Consider the following 17,457-nt stretch of genomic DNA (forward strand, 5'->3'; position numbering starts at 1 on the left):
CGCGCCCCCGAAATACGCCACAGACCAGACGCACGAAATTTTGCCCATAAAGTAACCGCAAAAGAGCAACAAATAGGCTATTTAAAAACACCAGATTCCGGATTACATGCCAGCCCGAAGTGCCCGCCACCCTATCGGAGCCCGTTATGACACCGCTCGCCTCTTCCGCCCTGTTCTGGCTGGATATTGCCGGTATTGCCGTTTTTGCCGCCTCGGGCGCACTTGCTGCGGCAAAAGCCAAGCAAACGCTTGTAACCTTTGCCTTTTTCGCGTCCATCACGGGAATCGGCGGCGGCACATTGCGCGATCTTCTGATCAACGCACCGGTCTTCTGGGTGCATAATTCATGGGTGCTGACCACCTGTCTGGTGGTCAGTTTCGCGGTCTGGAAGACGCCCAAACGGTTTTGGAACGAACGCGCGATCGACTGGTTCGATGCGGTCGGGCTGGCGGCCTATTCGGTCTATGGCGCGGCAAAGGCGCTTGCCTTCGGGGTCTCTCCGCTGACAGCGGCGGTCATGGGGGTGATCACCGCCTGTGCGGGCGGCATTTTCCGCGATGTGCTGGCGGCCCAGCCCTCCATCATCATCCGCCCCGAAATCTATGTCACCGCCGCCGCCGCCGCCTCGGCGGGGTTTGTGGTGCTGACATTGGCCGGTTGCCCCTTCGCCATCGCGGGGCCGCTGGCCGCCGTCTTCGGCTTTATCCTGCGCGCACTGGCCATTGCCCGCGGATTGTCGCTGCCCTCCTATCGCGGCTAAGCGCCCCCCTCGGGGGGGCTCAGGCCCGCACCCGCCGGTTATAGCGCACCGAAGACAGCAGCGCCAAACCGATAAACCCTGCCCCCAGCAGCCCCGTCACCAGCTCGGGGATCGGCATCAGGGTCTGCACGAACATGATCACCGACAGCACGAGAATCGACCAGAACGCCCCGTGTTCAAGATAGCGGAACTCGGTCAGAGTGCCCTGCTCGACCAGCATCAGGGTCATCGCGCGCACATACATCGCCCCGATCCCCAGCCCGATCGCGATCAGGAACAGGTTCTGGGTCAGCGCGAAGGCCCCGATCACCCCGTCAAAACTGAAGCTGGCATCCAGCACCTCGAGATAGAGAAACGCCCCCAAACCGCCCTTGGCCACCATGCCCGCCGCCTCGCGCCGGTCCAGATAGGCCCCCAGCAGCTCGACACAGAGGAAGGTCGCAAGGCCAAACACCGCCGCAAACAGGAACTCATCCTGCGAGGCTTCGGGCAACGCGGTGGAAAAGCCCATCATCACCAGCAGGACCAGCACGATTTCCGTGCCCTTCACCGCCCCGAACCGGCGCAACCCGCGCTCGATTCCGGTGATCCAGTCAACATCCTTCTCGGCATCGACAAAATAGCTCAGCGCCACCATCATCAGGAACGCGCCGCCAAAAGCGGCAATCTGCAGATGCGCCCCGTGGATGATCGCCGCATAGCGCGCAGGCTCCGTGGCGGCCAGATGCACCGCCTCAAGCGGGCCGATCCCCGCCGCCACCACGACGATCAGCAGCGGAAACACCACCCGCATCCCGAAGACCGCAATCACGATCCCCCAGGTCAGAAACCGCCTGCGCCATTTTTCGGACATCTGTTCCAGCTTGTTGGCATTGACGATCGCATTGTCGAAAGACAGCGAAATCTCCAGCACGGCCAGAATCGCCCCGATCAGCAGGAACCCGAACGCCCCCGACAGCGTGGCGCTATAATGCAGCCCCAAGCCGAAGGCCCCTGCCAGCGCCAGCACCGTTATCGCGAAGGGCCAGTAAAAATATTTCAGCACATCAAGTCTCCACATATCGGCCCAGATCGACCGGACTGACCAGTTCTGCGCCAGAGAAATGCGCATTCAGATTATCGACCACAAGCCCCGCCATCGCATCGCGTGTTTCTTCGGTGCCCGAGGCATGGTGCGGATAGAGCGTCACATTGGGCAACGCTACCAGATCGGGGTTAGGATCTGGTTCATTCTCGTAGACATCAAGCCCCGCATGGCCCAACCGCCCGTCGCGCAATGCCGCAACCAGCGCCGCCTCATCCACCACCGATCCGCGCGCCACATTGATCAGCAGCCCCTCCGGCCCCAGCGCCTCGATCACCGCATCGTCGACCAGATGCCGCGTGCCCGCACCACCGGCGACAATCACCACCAGCACATCGGCCTGTGCGGCCAGATCGGTCAGCACGGGCACATAGGTATAGGGCACCGCCTTCTTGCGCCGGTTCCAGTAGCGCAGGTCCATCTTCATCGCCTGCGCCCGCTCCGCGATCGCCAGACCGATCGTGCCAAGCCCGACAAGCCCCAGCACCTTGCCTTTCAGACTGCGCCCCAGCGGCATCGGACCCTGACGCGCCCAGATCCCCTCGCGCACCCAAGCCTCGCCCGCCACCAGACCACGCGCGGCCCCGAGCATCAGCATGATCGCGCAATCGGCCACATCATCGCAAAGCGCAGGGCTGGAATTGGTCAGCGCAATCCCGCGCCGTGCCAAGCCCTCCAGATCGAACCCGTCAAACCCCGCCGAAGAACAGGCCACAATCCGCAGATCCGGCAGCGCCGCCAGAATATCGGGCGTGACCTTGCAATGCCCGTCGGTCACCAAGGCCGCACAGCCCGCGCCCTCGCGCGCCAGAAACGCCGCGCGATCCGTGGCCAGATCGGCACGCAGCACCCGATATCCCGCCTCAAGCCGTGCCATTGCCTGCGGACGCAAAGGCCGCAGCACCATCACCCTTGTGTCGTTCATGCGTGTCTTCCCCTTCCATTGCTGCGGCCCGAGGCCTGCGCCGCCCGGCCCAAGGCGGCTTGCACATCATGATAGGGCGCAAAGCCCCTGCCGGCACCCCTCCTTGGGAAACACCCCACCGCAACAATGCCCCAAAACGGCGCCCAAAGCCCCAGAGGTTAAAGGTAACACATTGATTACAATTAGCAATCCAAGAGACCTAGCCCTTCAGGCGGGCCTCCAGCCCGTCCTGCAACCGCGAGACCCCCTTGGCCAAGGGGAGCAGATCGGCCTGTAGCGCATGATAGATATCGGGCTTGCCCTTGAACTGCCCCTCCACGGGACGATCATCCGCCCCAAGTTCCGGATACCAACCGCCACGCGCCTGATCCACCAGATGCGCCTCCGCAAAGGCCCATAGCCTGCGATACCACTCCTCGCCCGCAAAGGTACCCGTTTTCAGGAGCGCCGATATCGCCCCGATCCCTTCACATACCGGCCACCAATAGCGGGCGTTACGGTCCACCTGCCCGTCGAAATCCAGCGTATAGACAAAACCGCCCCTGCGCCCCCATGCCAGCCGGAGCGCCTCTTCCACCAGACACCGCGCCGCCTCGGGCAAATCCTCATCGACCCGCCCGCGCAGATCCCAATATTGCAAGACCAGCCGCGCCCATTCCACCGAATGCCCGGGCGTCGTGCCTGCAGGCCGGAACACCGGATCGCCCTCATAGCCGCGATCCACCTCCCAACGCTCGGAATAATGCTCTGGAATCCGCCAGTTATATCGGGGAGCAATGCGGCGGATAAACACATCGATCAGCCGCCCCGCCCGCACCAGAAACAGCGCCTCGCCCGTGGCCTCATAGGCCGCCAGATGCGCCTCGGTGGCATGCATATTGGCATTCATACCGCGATATTTGTCCAAATGTGCCCAGTCTTCCGACCAATCCTCGACAAACAGCCGCGCGCCCTCATCCCAGAAACGCTGCTCCAGAACCTCGGCCACATCGGCCAGAAGCCGGTCCGCCTCGGGATGCCCTGCCCGCTTGGCCGAAGCCGCCGCCAGCAGCACGAACATATGGCCATAGGCCTTCTTCGTACCATCCGCCACGCCCGAGCGCACCGCATGGAAAAACCCGCCGCGCTTGGCGTCTCGGTGCGCGCGCCACACAAACCCCATACCGGCATCCACCATATCGGCGCCTTCGGTAAAGCCCAGCGACAGGCCCAGACTATAGGAATGGATCAGCCGCGTGGTGGTGTGCAGCTCTTGCGGGCCGGGGATCGGCTGCCCCGCATGGTCCAGCACCGCAAACCGCCCGCGCCCCTTCAACGAGGCCAGAAAAAACCGCAGCTGCCGCTCGGCATCCTCGCGTAACCATGCGTGATGATGCGGGTTTTCAAGCCACGTATCGTCAACCTCCAGCATCTCGCGCGGGGCAACAGGGTCCATCTCACACCTCGAATGCATCGGGCGACAATTCCCGCCAGAAGGCCGCAATAGCCGCCGCATTCAGCGCCGACATCCAGCCGTGACGCTCGAAATCATCGCGCTCGCTGCCTTCAAGACGCGACAAAAACAGCCGCTTATCGGCATCGCGCTGGGTGGGCGTGCGGCTTGCGGCCAGATCGCGGATCACCGTCAACTGCTTCACCCGCTCGGCCAGCGCCGGATCGGGGGCGGGGTTTCGCGGCGAAACCTTATCCGAGCGTTCGGGCCGGTAATCATCCTTCAACGCGGCACTCAGATAGCCGATGGCATTCTTCACAGCCCCCTGCCCCGCCACGTAATCCACCTTCTGGCGCACATAGTCCTCGCCATGCTCGGTGATCCATTGCCGCGCCAGCCGGTCCGACACGCCCAAAGCCAAGAGACGCGCATAAACCGGAGTTTTGCGCAGCCCCTCCCCGTCATCCAGATCAAGGATCGCCAGCTGCGGGTTCTCCCCGATGCGGAAACGGATCTCGGTCACCGACCGGCCCATCTTCTTGAATTCCGGCGTCACCATGATGTTGGAGGACTTGTTTACCTCGGCTACGGCAGGCTTGATGATCTTGGCGTTCAGATGTTTGAACACCTCGTAATAATCGCTATCGGCCACGCCCATCAGCCGCCGGAACAGATCAAGGCTCCACCAACCGGTCGATCCCGTGCGCACGAAACGATAGCAATTCTCGTAAAGCGCCAAGGCATGGCCAGAGGTGAACCGGCGCTGGATATTCAGGTTGATCAGCGCGAAGACCTTGGGATCATTCAGCTTTTCGGCCAAGGCAGGCGAATAGGCATATTCGCAGACACCGCCCTTCAGCTTGGCATAGGACAGAAGCGAGCTGATGCCCCATTCCTGCTTGCCCTCGCTATCGAGCATATCCCACTCGGCCACCGTCTCGGCCAGCCCACGCAACGACTGCTTCAGCGTGTCCATGTCGTTGGAATTATAGCCGATCATCAGGCACAGGGTGCGCGCGTCAATGCGGTGCACCTGCTGGCTGATCAGCGTGTCATAGGCGTTGAGCAGCAATACATTGGACAGTTTGCGCTGCAAGAGCGTCAGCTTGCCCGACACATGGATCGCCGCCACATGTTTCTTGACTGCGCCGCGGCGCAAGGACCCACTCAAATGGTCCTTAGGGATATCATCCAGCTCGTTCATCCTGCCCGGCCTTTTTTATGCCTTGTGAAAGCGGGCAGAGATTCGCCCGCAAGCCTTGCGATCTAGCCGATTATTTGCCGAAAAGGTACCCCATGACAACAGATTTCCTGGCACCTCTTTCACCTCCCGTAAACGGGCACCCAAGGCGAAACCCGCCGGTTTGAGGTACCCGCTTACAGGAGAAATCCGGCCCGAAGGCCCGCTCCCGTGAATCGGTACCTTTCAAAATCGGGCAGTTATCCACAGCCAGAGTCCCGATTTGCAACCGGAATCTGCCAAAACCGCGCACATCCCCGAGAATCGGACCCTTTCCCACCGGAATCGGGTACCCTGCCCCCCGTATCCGGTATCCGTTCCTCCCGTAGATAGGTGCCAGACATCATCTAACAGTATGTTTTTATTTCAGAATAGCCGCCGTAAAGATTCTAAATATTACAATAAAGATTCAAAACACCCGTTCGTATGTTCTCTAAATCCTCGATTTCAGGAATATTCCGGCCAAGATGATTCCCATTGCGCGCTGCATGTGCGATAGTTGCCGTGATATCGCGAGAAACAGCGAACATGCTGAGGTTTCATGGCAAGCAAATCTGGAAATGGCAGCCGTACCGATCTGCCCCCGTATTTCAATATAGACCCCGAAGAAGCCGCCGAGAAGCTCTCGGCGAGCATCGACACCGCCCGTTTCGCCCGTGCCGCGGCCTTCGCCTCGCGCGGGCGCGATGATCTGGCGCGGCGCGGCTATGCCCCCGATGGCAAAAAGCGCCTGCGGAAGTTTTCGATCTGGGAAATCTGTAAATATCTTATTCCTGTCGCGCCCGCCCATCTGCGCCGCGTGCTGAAGGCCAATCCCGAACTGCCACAGGGCGACGGGGACAGTGGTTCCAAATGGTTCACGCTGGAAGATATCCTGATCCTGCGCGAGCATTTCGCGGAAGAAGGCGCGCAGAACCGGCAGTATAAACCGTGGAGACCGGAAGGTTTGCCGGCGAAGGTCGTGGCGGTTGCCAATTTCAAGGGCGGCGTCGGCAAAACCACGACTGCCGCGCATCTGGCGATGTCCGCCGCGCTGGACGGCTATAAGGTGCTGGTCATCGACCTTGATAGCCAGGGCTCGATGACTTCGGTGATGGGCGGTCAGGTGGCCGATGAATGGCAGACCGCCTTCCCGCTGCTGGCCCGAGACTATGCCACTGCATTACAAGCCGAAAATCGTATCCGTGAAGCCGGTGGCCAACCGACCTACGCCTTGGACGAAACCCTGAAAGAGGCGCTGGAGGTTTCGCCGCGAAACCTTATCCAGAAGACGCATTGGCCCAATATCGATCTGATCGGGGCGCAACTCAATCTGTATTGGGCCGAATTTCAGGTCCCCGTCTGGCGGATGCAGCTGCGGAGCTGGCCGCTGTGGGATGCCCTGTCAAATGCCCTGAGCGACGGCGGCATTCTGGATGACTACGATCTGGTCTTTCTCGATACGCCTCCCGCACTTGGGTACCTTACGATCAATGCGCTTGCGGCGGCGGATATTCTGCTGGTGCCGCTTGGGGCGTCTTTCCTTGAATTCGACTCTACGGGCCGGTTTTTCGATATGATCTATTCGACCTTTGCCTCTATCGAGGATGGTGAAAACCGTCAGCGGCGGGCGGATGGTTTGCCGGAGATCGGCTTCGAATGGGATGCCGTGCGGGCGATTGTGACCCGTTTCGATGCGGCGCAGCAGACCGATCTGGCCAATGTGGTGCAGGCCTATTTCGGGGATTTCATGACGACCTACCGTCAGGAAGTGACGGCTATGGTCGGGCAGGCGGGCGAGCAGGTTTCGGGGATCTACGAGATCGATTACCGCGACTTCAACCGCGATACCTATATTCGCGGACGGGAAACATTCGACCGCACCTGGGCCGAGGTGAAGGAGGTGATCCTTGGCACCTGGTGGCGTGATATGAAGCTGAATGAGGCCGAACTGGCGGGCCAGAGTGAGGAGGGCTGAGCATGGCTAAACGGAGAAAACTGATCGCGCCGAGTGCTGATGATCTGAGCCGTCTGGAAGACGAGTTTCGCCGCGAAACCTCCTCGCGGGCCTTTACGGCGGCCCCGATCGCGCAGGTCGCGGCGGAGACGGCCAGTTCCTATGATCCGCGTCCGGCAGAGGATCGTGAACGGGCCGCGCGCGACCGTAACGATGCGGAAAGCTTCCGCCAGAAGACCGAAGCCGGACTGGTGATGCTGGAGATTCCGCTGGCCGAGATTGATGCGGATGCGCTGGTGCGCGACCGTGTCGTGCTGGATGCGGAAGACATGCAGGAATTGCAGATGTCGATTGCCGCCAACGGGTTGCGCCTGCCGGTCGAGGTCTATCCGCTGGCCGAGGACGGGCGTGGTTTCCGCTATGGGCTGTTGTCGGGCTATCGCCGTTTGCGCGCTGTGCAGGCGTTGCAGGAGCTGACCGACAAGCCGCAATACGCAACGATCCGTGCCGTCTTGCGCGACCCCGAGGCGATGGGCGGCACCTTTGCCGCGATGATCGAGGAAAACGAGATCCGCGCCAATCTCAGCCATTTCGAACGGGGCCGGATTGCCGTGATTGCCAGCCAGCAGGGCGCGTTTATCAATGTGGAGGCGGCGGTGGATGCGCTGTTTCCGATGGCATCGAAAGGCAAGCGGTCGAAAATCCGGTCTTTCGCGCTGATCTTCGAAGAGCTGGGCGATATGCTGCGCTTCCCCGAGATGATGAAGGAGCGTGACGGGCTGAAACTGGCCGCGGCATTGCGCGGCGGGGCGGAGGCGCGGCTGCGCGATCTGCTGGCGCAGAGAGAGCCGGAGAGTGCCGCGGACGAGGCGGAGATGGTGCAGGAGGCGCTGGCCCAGCTTGAGCCGGTCGAGGCCGACCCTGCGCGCGGAGGCCGCCCGAAAAAGCCTACGCCACGGGCCGAGAAGGCGCGGGAGGTGCGCAAGCTGACAAGCGGGGTCACGCTGCGCTCTGTGCCGGAGCAATCGGGCTGGTCGATCCGGATCGAAGGCGGGCCAGTGGATGGAGAAATGGTCGATGCGCTGCTGGCGAAGCTGGCCTACTGGCTGGAAAGCCCGCAATAGATCCGTCCTGTAAACGGGTGCTTCAGGGGGCTGCCGGAGGGGCGGCCCTTTTGCTTTCTGGTTCCTGCATATGGGCACCTATGGCGTGGGGCTGGCCATTTGGCACCCGTTTACGGTGCTCCTGTAAACGGGTGCTTGTGAGGGCTTTGGGGTGCCGAACCGGCCCGAAAACGGCTCCGATCCGGCACAGGATCAGGGCGTTAGGGGCAGTTCTGCGGCCATGAGCCGTTGCGTATAGGGGTGGGTCGGGGCCTCCAGCACCTGTGCGGTCGGGCCGGTTTCCACGATGCGCCCCGCCTGCATCACCGCCACGCGGTCGCAGAGCGCCTCCACCACAGCAAGGTTATGGGTGACCAGCAGGATCGCAAGGCCGTGGCTGTCGCGCAGGTGGCGCAGCAGGTCGAGGATCTGGGCCTGCACGGCCAGATCGAGGGCCGAGGTGGGTTCGTCCGCGACCAGCAGTTTCGGACGCAGGATCAGGGCGCGGGCAATGGCGATGCGCTGCCGCTGGCCACCGGAAAACTGGTGGGGGTATTTCTCGGCATCTTCGGGGGCCAGCCCGACCTCGGTCAGGGCCTGCGCGATGCGGGCATTGCGTTCGGCGCGGGGCAGGGGACGCAGATGCAGCGGTTCGGCCACGCTGGTGCCGATCTTGCGGCGCGGATCAAGCGAGCTATAGGGGTCCTGGAAGACCATCTGCATATCGGCGCGCGCGGCCCTGAGGGCCTTGGGCGGCAGGGCGAAGAGATTGCGGCCCGCCAGATGCACCTCGCCCGAGCTGGGGGAATCGAGCGCCATGACGATTCGCGCCAGCGTCGATTTGCCCGAGCCGGACGCCCCCACCAGCCCGAGGATCTCGCCCTGCGCAAGCTGCAGGTCCACTGCGCTGAGCGCGGGCGTCTCGCCGTAATGGCGGGTCAGGCGATGCAGGCGCAGCAGGGTCATGAGGCGGGGCTTTGCGGGGCCGCGGTGCGGCGGGGCTGGGGCTGGCGGGGGGGCTGGCGGCGGGGCAGGGCGGCGATCAGGCGTTTTGTATAGTCTTGTGCGGGGGCGTGCAGCACCTGCGCGGTGGGGCCGGTTTCGACATGGGTGCCGCGATACATCACCATCACGCGGTCGGCTATGCGGTTGATAACGCCCAGATCATGCGAGATGAAGAGCATGGTCAGGCCGAATTCGCGGCGCAGGCTGTCCAGCAGGTCGAGGATGTCGGCCTGCACGGTGGTGTCCAGCGCGGTGGTCGGTTCGTCCGCGATCAGCAGGTCCGGCTGGCGGGCAAGGGCGATGGCGATGCAGACGCGCTGGCGCTGCCCTCCGGACAGTTCATGCGGATAGCTGCGGGCGCGGCTTTGCGGGATCTGCACGCGGTCGAGCAGCCCGAGCGCATGGCTGCGGGCGGCGGCGCGGGACAGGCCGCTCAGGCGCATGCCTTCGGTGATCTGCCGCCCGATGGTCATGGCGGGATTGAGCGCGCTCATCGGTTCCTGAAAGATCATGCCGATACGTGCGCCGCGATAGGCATCAAGGGCCTTGTCGGGCAGGCCCAGAAGGTCGGTGCCGTCAAACAGGATGCGCCCCGTCGCGCGGGCTTTGGCGGGCAACAGGCCGATGGTTGCCAGAGCCAGCATGGATTTTCCCGAGCCCGATTCCCCGACAATGCCAAGGGTTTCGCCTTTGGCGACCGAGAGCGAGATCCGGTGTGTGGCGCAGATCTCGCCAAAGCGGATGGACAGGTTGTCGATATGGAGCATCACGCCCGCCCTTTTGCATCAAGCCGGTGGCGGATGCCGTCGCCCAGCAGGTTGAGCCCCAGCACCGTAAGCGCGATGGCAAGCCCCGGTGCCAGCACCAGATGCGGGGCTTGCGTGAGATAGGTCTGGGCGTCGGACAGCATCCGGCCCCAGCTTGGGGTCGGGGGCGGGCTGCCCATGCCCAGAAAGCTCAGCCCCGCCTCGGCCAGAATGGCCAGCCCTGTCTGGATCGAGAGTTCCGCGATGATCTGGCCCGAAATATTGGGCAGCACATGGTCGAGGGTGATACGGGCGCGCGATTTTCCGGCCATGCGCGCGGCAAGGATATAGTCCTGTGTCCAGACGCGCAGGGCCTCGGCGCGGGTGATGCGGGCAAAAACGGGGATCATGAAGAGCGCGATGGCCAGAATGGCGGTGGGGCCTCCGGGGCCGAGGACCGCGCCCAGAAGGATCGCCGACAGCACCGGCGGAAAGGCGAAGAGGATGGCGTTGGCGGCCATGACCGCGCGCGCGATGCGGCCCTCGGCCAGTGTGCCAAGGGCGGTGCCCACCAGCCCCCCCGCGAGGGTGGCAAGGCAGGCTGTGCCCAGCGAGGTCCACGCGCCCGCCATCAGGATCGAGGCGACATCGCGCCCGATCTGGTCCGTGCCCAGAAGCCCGTGTTCCAGCGGCGCTTTCAGGCGGGCGAGGAGGTTCATCGCGGTCGGGTCCTGCGGGGTCCAGAGGCGGGACAGGAGGGCGGTGGCGGCAAAGCCTGCGGTCAGCGTGCCGCCAAGGGCAAGGGAGAGGCGGCTCATGACCGGCTCCGCAGGCGCGGATCAAGCGCGAGATAGGCCAGATCGACAAGCGCGTTCGACACAAGGGTGAGGGTGGCAAAGAGCAGCACGGTATTTTGCACCACGATCAGATCCCGCTGCGCCAGTGCCTGATAGGCCAGACTGCCGATGCCGGGCAGGTTGAAGACATTTTCCACCAGCACCGCGCCCGAGATGAGAAAAGGAATTTGCAGCCCCAGCATGGTCACCACCGGCACCAGCGCATTGGGCAGCACGTGCTGCCACAGGGCGCGCTGGCGCGACAGGCCCTTGGCGCGGGCGGTACGGATGAAGTCCTGACCTGTGATATCGAGCACGGCGGTACGGGTGACGCGGGTAAGAACGGCGGCCTGCGGCAGGGCCAGTGCGATGGCGGGCAGGATCAGGGACAGCAGCGCCGAGGGCCCCGTGTCCCATCCCTCGAAGCCACCGGACGGAAACCAGCCCATGCCAAGCGCCAGCCCGAGGATCAGCAGCAGGCCGATCCAGAAATTCGGGATGGCGATGCCGAACTGGCTGAGGATCTGGCCCAGAATATCGACAGGGCCATTCGGGCGATCCGCCGACCAGACCCCAAGGGGCAGGGCGATGGCAAGGGCGAGGGCGGTGGCCAGCGCCGTCAGCGGCAGCGTCACCAGAAGCTTCTGGCCGATCAGCGTGGCCACTGGCGTGCCATAGGTATAGGAGCGCCCCAGATCGCCCGTCACAATGCCCCCCAGCCAGTGCAGATATTGCCAGACGAGCGGCTGGTCGAGGCCAAGCTGGCGGCGCAAGGCGGCAAGGGTATCGGGCTGGGCCGAGGTGCCCAGCATGATCTGTGCGGGGTCTCCGGGCGCCAGCGAAACCGCCAGAAAAATCACCACCGAGGCCGCCAGAACCGTCAGGGCCAGCCCCGCAAGACGTTTGAAAACCGTTTTAACCCAAGGCATTCGCATTTTCCTGAAATTACGGAAAAATCTGTTAGTCGCTGGTCCAGCGCACATCCGTCATGTCATTGGCGGGCACGGGACCATTTTCCCAGACCCCCGTCAGTCCGGCCTTCCACACCCCCAGCTTGGGGTCGGAATAGAGGAAAAGCGCGGGCAGGTCATGAGCGAGGATCTCTTGCGCCTTGTGGTAACCGGCGGCACGTGCGGCCTCGTCCCGCGCTTGCGAGATTGCGGAAAGCGCGGCGCTGAAGGCCTCGCTGTGATAGTTGAAGTAATAGGGCGAGCGCGCATAGATGCCGATATCCATCGGCTCGGCATGGCCGATAATGGTCATGTCGTAATTGCTGTCCTTGAAGACATCCTGAATCCATGTGGCAGGGAAGGTCGAGGGCTCGATCGTTGCGGTCACACCGATCTGCTGGAAAAAGGCCTGAAGAATTTCGGCAGATCGCTGGGCATAGCTGCGGGTGGGCACCTTGAAGGTGAAGGCAAAACCATCGGGATAGCCTGCCTCGGCCAGAAGCTGTCGGGCGCGGGCCGGATCATAGGGATATTCGCCGGTCAGATCCTCGTAATAGGGGCTGGCGGGCGAGAAATGCGTGCCGATGGGCGTGCCATAGCCCGACTTCACCGCCTCGATCAGCATGGAGCGGTCAATCGACATCTGTAGCGCCTGACGCACGCGCAGGTCATCGAAGGGTTTGCGGGCATTGTTCATGCCGGCCACCACCTCCATCTCGCCGCTGCCGACATGGGTGGTAAAGCGGGCATCCTTGGTGAAACGGTCGAAAAGCTCAGGCGCGGCAAATTCGGAGATGATATCGACCTGTCCCGATTGCAGCGCCGCGGATTGCGCCTGCGGGTCCGCGATGAACCGTGCGGTGACATGCGACAGGGCGGGCTTGGTGCCCCAATAGCCGTCCCATGCCGACATCAGGACGCGGTCGCCCTTGCGCCATTCATCGACCTTGAACGGGCCGGTGCCCACAGGCTGCGTGGCATTGCTGGCGGCAGAGGCGGGGTCGACCATGACGGCTGCGGGAAAGCCCAGCCAGTAGAGCAGGTCTGAATCGGGGTGGGACAGATGCAGCACAAGGGTCTGCGGATCGGGGGCCTCGACCGTCTCGATGGCCGAAAACAGCGCCTTCTGCCCGTTGGTAGACTGATCCGAGAGCAGCCGGTCGAGTGTGAATTTCGCGCTGGCACTGCTGAAGGGGGCGCCGTTGTGGAACTGCACATCGGGCTGGAGCGCGAAACGGTAGGTCAGCCCGTCTTCCGAAATCTGCCAGCTTCTGGCCAGTTGCGGCTGGATCTGGCCGTTCCGGTCGATCGCGACGAGCCCCTCGAAGACGTTTTCCCATGTGACCTGTCCCGCTGCGACGGGCGAGCCAGAGGTGGGGTCAAGGCCCTGCGGCTCGACCGCCTGCACGAAGGTGACATCCGTGCCGGATCGGGCCAAGGCGGGCGAGGTCAGGCCTGCAAGGCAAAGCGAGACAGCGAGGGCGCGTTTGAGCGTTGAAAACATGGGCGTTCCTGTTCTAACCGGTCCGGCTGGTTTCTGAATGCCCTTTTTCAGGGCAAGAAACCATAGAAAACAGAAAGCGCGCGGCGCGCAGGGGTCAGTCTTCGGAGGCGGTGTCGCCCTCGGTGGTATCGATCTGCTTCATGCGATAGACGCCCTCCGGCAGGTTGAGGGAGGCCGCCAGTTCGCGAAGCTGTGCATGAGAGAACACGACCCGTTGGACCGTGTCCGTCTGTTCGTCTAGCTGCTCGACAACAACACAATCCTCGAAGGATTCAATCTTGATGTCTTCCTGCAGGTAATCCCGTGGGTCATCGCCCTCGTCAACGAGGGTGATCACGGTGGCGTCAAATTCGTGCTCGATGGTGAACATAAGGAAAGTCTGGCAGATATTCCTGCCGCCCGCCAGAGCAAATCGTGCCTTGTTTACACTGCCTTGAAAATTGATCGCACAGGCTCTTCCCACCTATGGGGAAGGGGGCTAGGCTGAACGGATGCCCCTTTGGAAAGGACCTGCCCATTATGCGAATTTCGGTCTTGTGTGTTTCGGCTCTTGTGGTGCCTGCGTTTCTGGCACTGGCGGGCTGTGCGACCGATCCGATGGCAACCAGCGGGGCTGCGGGGCGCGACGGGGAAGCGATGAACTTCACCCAGAGCACCCAGCTTCTGTCACCCGAGGCCGCGGCAAAGAACTTCATGGCCGCCGCGCATCGGATGGAGCCGGTGATCGAGGATTACTGCCGCCATCACCAGCTGGCCCAGACCCATAGCTGCGATTTCCGGATCATGGTGGATGACCGCCCCGATCCCGAGCCGAATGCGTTCCAGACCCTTGACGAGCAGGGCCGCCCCGTTCTGGCCTTCAACCTGACGCTGATCTCGCAGGCGATCAATCAGGACGAGCTGGCCTTTGTGATGGGCCATGAGGCGGCGCATCATATTCTGGGGCATCTGGCGCTCAAGGCCGATGATTCCGAGACGGGGGCCGTGCTGATGGGCACGATCATCGCCTCGCAGGGGGCCTCGAACCGTCAGGTGCGGCAGGCGCAGCATCTGGGGGCAGAGATGGGCGCGCTGACGCGGGCCAAGGATTACGAGATGAAGGCCGATAGTCTGGGCACGGTTCTGGCCTATCGCGCGGGCTACAGCCCGATCCGCGGGGCGCAGTTCTTCAAGCGCATCTCGGACCCCGAGCAGGATATCTTCAGCAGCCATCCCTCGAACCGCGCGCGCATGGCCAATGTGCGCGCCACGATGCGGGCAATCGAGAAAAAGCGTGTGGCGTCCAAGGTCTGACAGGCTTGGCAGGCGGGGCTGATGCGCTAGATCCGCACTGCATGGCATGGGGACATGCGCGATGAAGGAGGCGGCATGTCGCGTTGGCGCTGGCATATCAAACGGGTGTTCGAGCGGATCTGGGTGCGGGTCAGCGCCTTCGGGGTTCTGGGGGTTCTGACCGCCTTGGGGGCTGCGGCCATCGGGCGGCTGGTGCCCGAGGATCTGGGGTTCAGCGTCAGTGCCAATGCCATCGAGAGCCTGCTGGAGATCATCGCCTCGTCGATGCTGACGGTGTCGACCTTCTCGCTGTCGATCATGGTCTCGGCCTTCAGTGCCGCGCAGGGATCGGCGACGCCTCGGGCGATCACGCTGCTGCAATCGGACCGGCTGACCCAGCATGTGCTGGCCTCTTTCATCGGGGCCTTTGTCTATGCGCTGGTGGGGATCATCACTCTGGAAACCGGTATTTATGGCGATTCCGGTCGGCTGGTGCTGTTTGCGGTGACCATTGCGGTGGTGGCGGTGATTGTCATCATGCTGCTGCGCTGGATCCAGCACCTGAGCGAGTTCGGGCGCCTCGAGGACACCGCCTCGCGGGTGGAGGAGGCCACGCGACAGGCGTTGATGCGGCGTGCCGAGGATCCGGTGCTGGGCTGCGCCGACTGGCAGGAGCCGCCCGTGGGAAGCTGGCCGGTGATGGCCGAAGGGGCAGGGCATGTGCAGCATGTGGACCCCGATTATCTGCAGCAGATCGCCCAGATGATGGATTGCCGGATCTGGATACTGGCGCAACCGGGCACCTTCGCGCATCCGGGAACGGTGCTTTTGCGGTGCGATGCGCTGCTGGAGGATGCGCAGGCGCGGCGCGCGGCGGAGGACAAGATGCGCGCGGGGTTCAGCATCGGCCATGCGCGTTCCTATGAGCAGGACCCCGAATTCGGGCTGCGCGCCATGTCCGAGATTGCGTCGCGGGCGCTGTCGCCTGCGGTCAATGATCCGGGCACGGCGATTGATATTCTGGGGCGGTTGATGGTGGTGCTGGTGGATTGGGCCCGCCATCGCCCCGCGCCGCAGGAGGTGCGCTGCCTGCGGGTCATGGCCCGCGAACTGGATCCCGAGGGGCTGATCCGCAATGCGTTCGATGCGATCGGGCGCGACGGGGCGGCCCAGATCGAGGTGGCAACGCGTTTGCAGGATGTGCTGGCGGGGCTTTGCATGACCGACCGCCGTTTTGTGGTGCCGGCCCGTGCGATGGCGCAACGGGCGGCGGCGCTGTCGGAACAGCAGATGGCCCTGCCCGAAGATGCGGCGTCCATTCGCGCCCGCGCGGCGGCGTTGGGAAATGTAACGTAGGGTTGCGAAGCGCCGGTTGATCCATATCAAAGTTTAACCGATGCCGGTGGTGCACCTTTGGCGGCATGGGGCCAAAGCGGCCCTTTATGTATGGGGGCGCTGATGACCGATCCTAGAACGCTGAACAAACATGCCGCGCTTGTCTCCCGTATGGGCGATGTCGTGGGGGTGGATTTCACGCAGGCCAAAGCCAAGGGCCTGATGTCGGATACGGGATGGAGCGAGACGGTCACGCGCTGCACGAAATGCGCGAATCCGCAGGCATGTCAGGGGTTTCTGGCCGCACAGGAGGCGCCGGAAGACCGCGAGGGCGTCGTGGCGCAGGCCCCCGATTATTGCAATAACCGCCTGCTGATGTCGCGTTTGCGGCGCCTTATCGACACCGATGACCGACCGATCGCGGCGGAATAGCGGCAAGACACCTGCCTTGGCCCCGCCTCGGGGCCTTTTTATTTCCAGAAAGAATTTGATGATCATTGATCAAGAGAACAGTCTGCATTTTTGGTTGCTGCGCGGGATGGCGCGGCGGGCGGGGATGGATGTCACCGACCTGCTGCACCGTCAGGCGCTGCCGCGCCACGAGTTCGACCGGATGGTCGATCTGTGCAGAACCTGTTCGCATGCCTGCGACTGCCTGTCGGAGCTGTCCTATTATCCGGCACATCCCGAAGCCCCTCCGAATTTCTGCAAGAACGCGCGTAATCTAACAATATTGCGAAACTGATAAATAATGCTTGCCTTTTGTTCTTCGGCCTTCAAGTATGCGCTCGGTGAACATGGTCCGGTGCCGCAGTGTCTTTGCAAGGGCAGTATAGCGGGGGTGGAACATGGCAAGGTGTTTGGGGTCTTCCCGTCGGGCAGATCCGTGTCGGTGTGAGCTAGCCATAGATTGCCTGCCTCTTCGAGAGGTGTATCGCAGCGCGCATCGGCTTGGGCCATGCGCGTGGCGAAGTGCTGCCATGCTCATTCCGAAGTATTCATTCGCGTCAGGACAGGCTAGAAAGGTCTCAAGGAATTCTTGAGGCTCCTCCTCCTCCCTGAGCCTCGGGACTACGCGGCGGCTTCCTCTCCTCCTCCCTGGAAGCCGCCGTTTCCTTTTCTCCCTTCGCCTCAAGATCTGCCGCTGTGTTGACGCATGGTGATTCTGCAACTCCGTGGGGAAACGGGGCCTTCTGGCGCTGCCTGTTTTCGCGGCATAGTGGTGGGCGGATTCAATAAATACAAATATTACAATGTGTTATTTTGTGACCATTCCGGTGTTCGGCTTATATTAAGTTTATCAGGCGATAACCTTTCCAATCGGATTA

General features: G+C 62.7%; 17 protein-coding genes. 7 read left to right on the top strand and 10 right to left on the bottom strand.

The window, feature by feature from the left end; translation table 11 throughout:
* Positions 1-146: 146 nt before the first annotated feature.
* Positions 147-761 carry a trimeric intracellular cation channel family protein gene (locus WDB86_RS16935; RefSeq protein WP_330629493.1) on the top strand — a complete coding sequence of 205 codons (615 nt, stop codon included), beginning with the start codon at positions 147-149 and terminating at the stop codon, positions 759-761.
* A 19-nt stretch (positions 762-780) separates the two neighbouring features.
* Here WDB86_RS16935 and WDB86_RS16940 read toward each other — a convergent pair whose 3' ends face one another.
* The 4 genes from WDB86_RS16940 to WDB86_RS16955 all read right to left on the bottom strand — a co-directional run bounded on the left by WDB86_RS16940 (position 781) and on the right by WDB86_RS16955 (position 5,406).
* The gene (locus WDB86_RS16940) at positions 781-1,821 is read right to left on the bottom strand and encodes a DUF475 domain-containing protein (RefSeq protein WP_330629641.1); all 1,041 of its coding nucleotides are present in this window, start codon (positions 1,819-1,821) and stop codon (positions 781-783) included.
* Positions 1,808-2,770 (bottom strand): 2-hydroxyacid dehydrogenase, encoded by a 963-nt coding sequence (locus WDB86_RS16945; RefSeq protein WP_339109980.1) that lies wholly within the window; start codon positions 2,768-2,770, stop codon positions 1,808-1,810. The genes WDB86_RS16940 and WDB86_RS16945 overlap by 14 nt, the downstream gene beginning before the upstream one ends.
* Before the next feature lie 199 nt (positions 2,771-2,969).
* The gene (locus WDB86_RS16950; protein WP_341486086.1) at positions 2,970-4,205 is read right to left on the bottom strand and encodes an AGE family epimerase/isomerase; all 1,236 of its coding nucleotides are present in this window, start codon (positions 4,203-4,205) and stop codon (positions 2,970-2,972) included.
* A gap of 1 nt (position 4,206) precedes the next feature.
* Entirely contained in the window at positions 4,207-5,406 is a 1,200-nt protein-coding gene (locus WDB86_RS16955) for a replication initiation protein (protein WP_341486087.1), read from the bottom strand.
* Between the two features lie 577 nt (positions 5,407-5,983).
* On the opposite strand from WDB86_RS16955, the gene WDB86_RS16960 reads away from it, so the two are divergent.
* Complete coding sequence (locus tag WDB86_RS16960; protein WP_330629489.1) at positions 5,984-7,399, top strand: AAA family ATPase; 1,416 nt, start codon at positions 5,984-5,986, stop codon at positions 7,397-7,399.
* A gap of 2 nt (positions 7,400-7,401) precedes the next feature.
* Positions 7,402-8,502: a ParB/RepB/Spo0J family partition protein gene (locus tag WDB86_RS16965; protein WP_341486088.1), complete on the top strand. Its 1,101-nt coding sequence runs from the start codon at positions 7,402-7,404 to the stop codon at positions 8,500-8,502.
* Between the two features lie 192 nt (positions 8,503-8,694).
* Here the strand turns inward: WDB86_RS16965 and WDB86_RS16970 are convergent, their stop codons facing one another.
* From WDB86_RS16970 to WDB86_RS16995, 6 genes are all read right to left on the bottom strand, one after another.
* Positions 8,695-9,447, bottom strand: coding sequence for an ABC transporter ATP-binding protein (locus WDB86_RS16970; protein ID WP_330629487.1), 753 nt, complete (start codon positions 9,445-9,447; stop codon positions 8,695-8,697).
* On the bottom strand, positions 9,444-10,253 hold the full coding sequence (locus WDB86_RS16975) for an ABC transporter ATP-binding protein (protein ID WP_341486089.1): 810 nt from the start codon (positions 10,251-10,253) through the stop codon (positions 9,444-9,446). Before WDB86_RS16975 ends, WDB86_RS16970 begins: the two co-directional genes overlap by 4 nt.
* The gene (locus WDB86_RS16980; protein ID WP_341486090.1) at positions 10,253-11,050 is read right to left on the bottom strand and encodes an ABC transporter permease; all 798 of its coding nucleotides are present in this window, start codon (positions 11,048-11,050) and stop codon (positions 10,253-10,255) included. The genes WDB86_RS16975 and WDB86_RS16980 overlap by 1 nt, the downstream gene beginning before the upstream one ends.
* Positions 11,047-11,997, bottom strand: a complete 951-nt coding sequence (locus WDB86_RS16985; protein ID WP_341486091.1) for an ABC transporter permease — start codon at positions 11,995-11,997, stop codon at positions 11,047-11,049. The genes WDB86_RS16980 and WDB86_RS16985 overlap by 4 nt, the downstream gene beginning before the upstream one ends.
* 31 nt (positions 11,998-12,028) lie before the next feature.
* On the bottom strand, positions 12,029-13,522 hold the full coding sequence (locus WDB86_RS16990) for an ABC transporter substrate-binding protein (protein WP_341486092.1): 1,494 nt from the start codon (positions 13,520-13,522) through the stop codon (positions 12,029-12,031).
* A gap of 94 nt (positions 13,523-13,616) precedes the next feature.
* Positions 13,617-13,892: a hypothetical protein gene (locus WDB86_RS16995; RefSeq protein ID WP_330629482.1), complete on the bottom strand. Its 276-nt coding sequence runs from the start codon at positions 13,890-13,892 to the stop codon at positions 13,617-13,619.
* Between the two features lie 149 nt (positions 13,893-14,041).
* Here WDB86_RS16995 and WDB86_RS17000 point away from each other — a divergent pair, with 149 nt between their 5' ends.
* The 4 genes from WDB86_RS17000 (at position 14,042) to WDB86_RS17015 (ending at position 16,874) form a co-directional block, all read left to right on the top strand.
* Complete coding sequence (locus WDB86_RS17000) at positions 14,042-14,815, top strand: M48 family metallopeptidase (RefSeq protein ID WP_339109975.1); 774 nt, start codon at positions 14,042-14,044, stop codon at positions 14,813-14,815.
* A gap of 75 nt (positions 14,816-14,890) precedes the next feature.
* The gene (locus WDB86_RS17005; protein ID WP_339109974.1) at positions 14,891-16,150 is read left to right on the top strand and encodes a DUF2254 domain-containing protein; all 1,260 of its coding nucleotides are present in this window, start codon (positions 14,891-14,893) and stop codon (positions 16,148-16,150) included.
* A 102-nt stretch (positions 16,151-16,252) separates the two neighbouring features.
* Positions 16,253-16,561, top strand: coding sequence for a DUF6455 family protein (locus tag WDB86_RS17010; protein ID WP_339109973.1), 309 nt, complete (start codon positions 16,253-16,255; stop codon positions 16,559-16,561).
* A 58-nt stretch (positions 16,562-16,619) separates the two neighbouring features.
* Positions 16,620-16,874, top strand: a complete 255-nt coding sequence (locus tag WDB86_RS17015) for a DUF6455 family protein (protein ID WP_330629478.1) — start codon at positions 16,620-16,622, stop codon at positions 16,872-16,874.
* The last annotated feature ends 583 nt before the right edge of the window (positions 16,875-17,457 follow it).

The organism is Thioclava sp. GXIMD4215 (assembly GCF_045291555.1).
Classification (GTDB): Bacteria; Pseudomonadota; Alphaproteobacteria; order Rhodobacterales; family Rhodobacteraceae; genus Thioclava; species Thioclava litoralis.